This is a genomic window from Streptomyces atratus (assembly GCF_014648655.1).
In the GTDB taxonomy this organism is placed as follows: domain Bacteria; phylum Actinomycetota; class Actinomycetes; order Streptomycetales; family Streptomycetaceae; genus Streptomyces; species Streptomyces atratus.
Genome location: NZ_BMRN01000088.1, coordinates 7,841 through 13,846, shown reverse-complemented (window position 1 = coordinate 13,846; position 6,006 = coordinate 7,841). Strand labels below are relative to the sequence as shown.

Annotated in this window: 8 protein-coding genes; 3 read left to right on the top strand and 5 right to left on the bottom strand. The window is 69.8% G+C overall.

What is annotated here, in order from left to right:
• The 4 genes from IEZ15_RS46050 to IEZ15_RS41890 all read right to left on the bottom strand — a co-directional run.
• A partial coding sequence (locus tag IEZ15_RS46050; RefSeq protein ID WP_229846530.1) for a hypothetical protein occupies positions 1–209 on the bottom strand: 209 nt, incomplete at its 3' end.
• On the bottom strand, positions 197–412 hold the full coding sequence (locus tag IEZ15_RS41900) for a hypothetical protein (protein WP_189282204.1): 216 nt from the start codon (positions 410–412) through the stop codon (positions 197–199). The genes IEZ15_RS46050 and IEZ15_RS41900, both read right to left, overlap by 13 nt.
• 307 nt (positions 413–719) lie before the next feature.
• Positions 720–1,139: a TetR/AcrR family transcriptional regulator gene (locus IEZ15_RS41895; RefSeq protein ID WP_308427511.1), complete on the bottom strand. Its 420-nt coding sequence runs from the start codon at positions 1,137–1,139 to the stop codon at positions 720–722.
• Between the two features lie 72 nt (positions 1,140–1,211).
• Positions 1,212–2,240 (bottom strand): hypothetical protein, encoded by a 1,029-nt coding sequence (locus IEZ15_RS41890; RefSeq protein WP_189282203.1) that lies wholly within the window; start codon positions 2,238–2,240, stop codon positions 1,212–1,214.
• A 414-nt stretch (positions 2,241–2,654) separates the two neighbouring features.
• Between IEZ15_RS41890 and IEZ15_RS41885 the strand changes: the two genes are divergently transcribed.
• Together IEZ15_RS41885 and IEZ15_RS41880 are read left to right on the top strand one after the other, a co-directional pair.
• The gene (locus IEZ15_RS41885) at positions 2,655–4,286 is read left to right on the top strand and encodes an nSTAND1 domain-containing NTPase (protein WP_189282202.1); all 1,632 of its coding nucleotides are present in this window, start codon (positions 2,655–2,657) and stop codon (positions 4,284–4,286) included.
• Positions 4,287–4,535: 249 nt separating this feature from the next.
• On the top strand, positions 4,536–4,793 hold the full coding sequence (locus tag IEZ15_RS41880) for a hypothetical protein (RefSeq protein WP_189282201.1): 258 nt from the start codon (positions 4,536–4,538) through the stop codon (positions 4,791–4,793).
• A gap of 121 nt (positions 4,794–4,914) precedes the next feature.
• Here the strand turns inward: IEZ15_RS41880 and IEZ15_RS41875 are convergent, their stop codons facing one another.
• A complete protein-coding gene (locus IEZ15_RS41875) occupies positions 4,915–5,490 on the bottom strand; it encodes a helix-turn-helix domain-containing protein (RefSeq protein ID WP_189282205.1) in 576 nt (191 codons plus the stop codon).
• A 180-nt stretch (positions 5,491–5,670) separates the two neighbouring features.
• Between IEZ15_RS41875 and IEZ15_RS46045 the strand changes: the two genes are divergently transcribed.
• The coding region (locus tag IEZ15_RS46045; RefSeq protein ID WP_229846529.1) for an alpha/beta fold hydrolase at positions 5,671–6,006 on the top strand (336 nt) is incomplete at its 3' end.

The following is a 6,006-nucleotide window of genomic DNA, read 5'->3' as shown; positions in this document are numbered from 1 at the left end:
CACCGGTATCGCCATGTGCTCACCGGTAGGCCGACCACCGCGGCAAGGACATCGAACCCGTTCACGCCGTCACCCGCCTCGGCGACTGTTTCCCCGGAGGCTGTCGACGTAATTCCGGCGGGATTGGGGGCGTCGGGGTGCAGGCGCGCCCGGTAGGCCCGAATGCCGGCGGTCCGGGCGCGGTGGAGGCGTTCGGTCAGCGATCCCATCGAACCGGGCTCACGCTGGTCTTTACGGCCCGGTCGGAGAACAGCAGACTGCCCAGCGGGACGAAGTGAACGGAGGCCCCGGGGTCGTCGCCGACCGGGGCGGCGCTCTGCTCCACCGCCTGCACCTGCGCGGGCTCGGCGGCCTCGGCAGCCGAGGCCGCGCCCAGGCACACCGAAACGGCGGCGATCGCAGCGGAGGACACTGCGGCAAGTCGGGTAGCTGCGGTAAAAGACATGAAGCACGCTCCGGGTCAATCAGAGATCAGATCAACCAGGCAACGACACCGCGCCCCGTCGGTCACGAGCAGCACGACCACACGTTGACTACTGCTCTGTAAAGCCAGCTGGAACAGGGGCGAGGAGATCGGCGGCGCCGTCCTTGTGCACGCCAACGTTTTGACACTGATTGATGGGCCTGATCCGGCTGCGAATCTCCGCTGATCGATCTTGCTCATCAATCGGTCGACAGATGGACGTCCGCACCCTCGGGCTCGGGCACGGACAGCCAGGTCAGGACGGCGCCGCCGGGGCGTGGACGATCTGGGCCGCGAGGCCCTCTTCCACACGCAAGAGGCCCGCAGCAGCGATGCGGCGGATTCGCTCCATGAGGAATTCGAGGCCGATCCGGAAGACGGCGGTGGACCGGGTGGGTTCGCCGTACATCAGCGTGTACAGCGCGGGGTTGGCCAGCCCGAACTCGACCACGATGTCCCAGCCGTCGCGCAGTTCCATGACCGGGTCCTGCGGGGCGGGATCGATCTGCTGCTTGGCGGCCAGGAACCGGGTGAAGCCGTACTCGGCCACCGCGTCCAGCAGCCCCTCCTTGTCACCGAACAGCCGGTACAGGGCCGGCGGCTGCAGGCCAGCGGCGTCGGCGACCGCCCGGGTAGTGACCGCATCGCGGCCCCCACGCTCCAGCAGGTCCGACAAAGCCCCCGGCAGCCGCTACGCCGTGTCGGTGCCGGGACACTGCGCGTCGGGAGGCCTCCCACCGGGCGGCCGTCAGGTCGCCTGCGCCCGTGCGGTGGGGGTGTGGCCGTCCTGGGCTTCCTGGGCGCGTTCCGCCACCATCTGCGCCAGCACCTCCAGTGTGGCGACCTCGTAGTCATCGTTGGCACCTTCCTCCCGCACGGCGGCGACTACGGTGCCCACGCGAACGAACGCTTGCCCCTCCCCCTTCGAGAGTTCGAGAGCGTACGCCTGGTCGCCGAAGGCCGGTATCGCCAGCGGCTTGGACTCGCTCTTTCGTCCCATCCGCTGCTCGATGTCGTCGTAGACGCGCTGGGCGTCATCGGCCGAGGCGCAGGCGATCACCGCGAAGGAGGCGGACTGGTCGTAGGGGTTATGGAAGGCTGACTGGGCAACGCTCAGGATCCCCGCACACTGCTGCTTCTCCGACATCTCGGAGCAGGCTTCGCCACCTGACGCGAGACTTGTCGTGGACGTGCTGGTCCAGCCGGTCGGCATGGCGTGCAGGTCGGGTGCGATGGCCTTGACCGTCGCGGTGTCCTTGAGCACGGTGACCCGGTGCCCGGCGCCGGGAACCGGCGCGCCTTCGTCGCCCGTCGCGAGCCGGGCCAGCCCGTACACGGCCAGGGCCAACACGACGACCACCGCGACGACCGCCACGAGCGCGCCCGGGTCGCCCTTGCGGATCTTGGTGACTGCTTGGTTGCCGAGCACGAAGGTGCCGCGAGCCCGGCCCCCACGGTCGATGCTGATGCCACCCACGTTGGTGGGCTGCTCGGTCGGCTTCGGCGGGGCAAGGACACTCGCCAGGTACGCGGCGAACGCCGGATCCTCGGCCAGTACTTCCGACAGTTTCTCCCGCAACCGCGACCGCGCGTCGGAGTCGTCCGGTGTCCGTTCGACCTCCGATACGGCTTCCTCTCCCTGGGCCACGTCCCGCAGTCGGCCGCGCACCAGGTCGATGACCATGCCGCCGGCCGCTCCGCCGGCCGCGGTCGTCGCGGCAGCCGCGGCTCGCGCCACCGCGTCCACCGCCGCGGCCGCCAGATCCGCCCCGTCCATCCGTGTCCTCCGTTCCCTTGGATCCACCGGTCATCGCCTGGCACGGGCCGGAGCCCTGTAGCCGCTGGTGCTCACCCTGTGCCGAGTCGGTGGGTCCGCATATGAATGCGTGGATCTTGTCTCCGCTGAACAGAGCGAGGGCCCTCGAGGCGTCGAACGTGAATGGATCCACGACCGCGCCCGGTCGAGAGCCCGTGCTCCTGGCAGGTGGAAGTCCTGCGGTCCCCCATCGCGTCCAAGTGTCGGGCTGCCGAAGTTTGTTGCGCAGGCCCTCTCGCGCGATGAAACAATCTTCCGCTGTCGACGATGGCGAACGGTGCGAGCAGCCGGTCCGCCCACGGCGCGAATTCCTCTTGCGGGCGACACGACGGCGCGATTTATTCAGAGGCCGCTACGGGGAAAGGCAGGAGTGCCATGGGCCGACACGAGAATCCGCTCGACGCTTCGGCGGGCCCGGTCGCCGGTCTGGCGGGCGCCCTGCGTCAGCTCCGTCATGACGCCGGCAGCCCCCCGTACCATCAGATGGCCCGTCGCTGCTCCTACTCGGTCGCCACCCTGTCCCGGGCTGCGGCCGGCAAGCAACTGCCCACCCTCGCCGTCCTCCTCGCCTACGTCGAGGCATGCGGCGGCAGCACCGACACGTGGGAGGCGCGCTGGCGCCACGCGTCGGAGGAACTCACGGCACAGCACCTCGGTCAGGGGATTCCCCCGTACAAGGGACTCGCCCGGTTCGACCACACCGACCACGCTCTCTACTTCGGCCGTGAGCGACTCGCCGACGACCTGTGGGCCCTCACCCGCCGGCAACGTGTGGCAGCACTTCTCGGCCCTTCGGGGAGCGGTAAGTCCTCTCTCCTCCGTGCGGGACTCGTGCCCCGGCTGCGACAGCAGGAGAGCGGTCCGGCACGCCCTGCGGCGATCCGTATCATCACCCCCGGCGAGCGCCCGCTCGCCACGCACCGCTCGCTCCTGTCGTCCGCGGACGCCCATCTGTCCGACACCTGCCTGATCGTGGACCAGTTCGAGGAACTCTTCACGCTGTGTAAAGATCCGGTCGAGCGGGAGGAGTTCGTCGCGGCTCTCCTCTCGGCCCGGGAGCCGGCCGGCCGTCTCCGCGTTGTCCTGGGTGTCCGCGCGGACTTCTCCTCGCGCTGTCTGGAGTATTCCGGCCTCGCCGCGGTCATCCGCGATGCAAGCCTGACCGTGACCCGCATGAGCCCTGCCGAACTGCGTGAGGCCATCGTCAGACCGGCGCGGGTACACGGGCTGGTCGTCGAGCGTGCTCTGACGGCCCGGCTCACCGCCGATGTCGCAGACAACGGCTTCGCGTTGCCGTTGCTGTCTCATGCTCTCCTGGAGACCTGGAACCGGCGGTGCGGCCGTACACTCACCCTGGATTCCTACGAACAGGCCGGCGGTCTGCAAGGGGCGATCGCCCAGAGCGCCGAGGGCGTCTACACGCGGCTCGACACCATCCAGGCGAACATTGCACAGCGGATCCTGCTGCGGATGATCACCCCAGGAGCCGACGGCGCCCCCGACACCCGTCGCTCTGTCACTCGGGCCGAACTTGCAGCCCTGGGCGGCGGCCAGCGAGCGGACAAGGTGCTGGAATCGCTGACCCGGGCCCGGCTGATCACTCTCGACGGGGCCACCGCCGGCCTCGCACACGAAGCCCTGATCAACGCCTGGCCCCGACTGAGCGCCTGGATCGAGCAGGACCGCGAGAAACTTCGCTTTCAGCGCTGGTTGACCGAGGCCGCCGGCGCCTGGGAAGCAGTCGGGCGGGAGCCCGGCGTGCGGATCTCACCGGTTCGCCTTACCCAGCTCGACGCACACGCTTCATATGCCCGCCGGGATGAACTCACGCCCCTCGAATCGGACTTCCTCGCCGCCGGCATGGCCACACACCGCCGCACCCTGCGCAACCGTCGTGCAACACGCGCCATGGGATCCCTGCTCGTCGCCACGACCACACTCGCTGCGGCCATGGCCTGGAAACAACAGCGACTACTCCAGGAACACCCGATGCGGCCCACACGGTGAAGCCGAACCACCCCCTGCCAGAAGGCGGCGAACTCGTGTACCACGCACCCGCGAAGCCGGCGAGCGAGTCGGCCCGGCTGGCCCGTTCCGTCCTGAGCGCGAAGGGCATCACCTACGCCAAGACGCACGTGAGCGATACCGAGAAGGTGTCTCTCCCACAACAGAATCTGGTCGACGTTTCCAACGGGCGCCTGGCCAAGACCAGCCCGTGGGGCCACAAAGGGTGCGCGGGTCGCGCTCGACACACGGATGCTCAACGGTGTCCTGAAGCTCGGCACCCAGTACCACTACAAGTTCGAGATCTCCGAGTTCGTCGGCGGAAAGCACAGCCGCACCTCCAAGCACTACGCGGGCCGCGCGGTCGACGTGACCTGGATCATCGGCCGCCGCGTGGGCAAGAAGGCCGATCACCGCGGGCTCATGAATGCCTGCCGGAAGCTCGGCGCCACACTGGTCCTCGGGCCGGGCGACAAGAACCACGACACCCACGTCCACTGCCAGTGGTAACCCGCCTCCAGCACACCGGGTGACCTGTGAAAACTCCCGCTCCTCCGTGGTGCAGGAACCGTGGGTCCCCAACGGCAGATCCCCGGCCCGGCACCCTGCGGTCAGGACGCTGTGCTCCGCACTACCGGGCCCCGCGGCCGGGGGCTGGAGGGGTGCGCGGTCGTAGGCGCTCTCCCTGGGGCCCGAACATGATCAGGTATTCGACCGGTTCTCCGGGGCCGGCGTTCGCGACTCCGTGCGGGGTGCGGGTGTCGAACTCGGCGACGTCCCCGGCACTCAGGACGAGGTCCTGCTCGCCGAGTGCGAGCCGCAGCCGCCCGTACAGGACGCACAGCCATTCGTAGCCGTCGTGGGAGACCTGCCGCGGCCGCGCCGGCGGCGCGTCGACGGCGGGCAGGACGTGCTTGTGGGCGTGCAGGCCGCCGACGTACCGGGTCAGCGGCAGCACCGCCTTGTCGTCGCCGAAACGCTGCGGCATCGGGGTGCGCGGTCCGGCCGCGGGGGCGGGAGCGGTGCCGGCCAGCTCGTCCAGGGAGATGTCGTACGCCTTCGCGAGTTGCAGCAGCACCTCCAGGGTCGGCTTGCGCCGGCCGGTCTCGATCCGCGACAGCGTGCTCAGCGAGATGCCGGTCGCGCAGCTGACGGCGGTGAGTGTGGCGCCGCACTGCTCGCGCGCGGCCCGCAGCCGGGGGCCCATCGCCGCCAGCGTGTCGGCTATGCCGTCGTCCCTCACCGTCACCCCACTCCCTCCGGCCGTGCCACCTCCACCGCCCTGTCCTGCCAGTTTGCCAGGATGGCAAGGGCGCTCGCGTCGGGCGGCCGCCGCGCCGCATGATCGGTGGGTAACCGCGTCCGCCCGCGAACCGAGGAGAAGTCCATGCACCCCGAGCCGTCCGCCGACCTGCGCCACCGAACCATCGAGGCCCCCGCCGGGCGCCTGCACCTGGTCGAGCAGGGCACCGGCCCGCTGGTCCTGCTCGTACACGGCTTCCCCGAGTCCTGGTACTCCTGGCGCCACCAGCTCCCGGTCCTCGCGGCAGCGGGATACCGAGCCGTGGCGCTCGACGTGCGCGGCTACGGCCGCTCCTCCAAGCCCGCGGACACCGACGCCTACCGGATGCTCGACCTGGTGGAGGACAACGTCGCACTGGTGCGCGCCCTCGGTGAGGAGAACGCGGTGGTCGTCGGCCACGACTGGGGCTCCAACATCGCC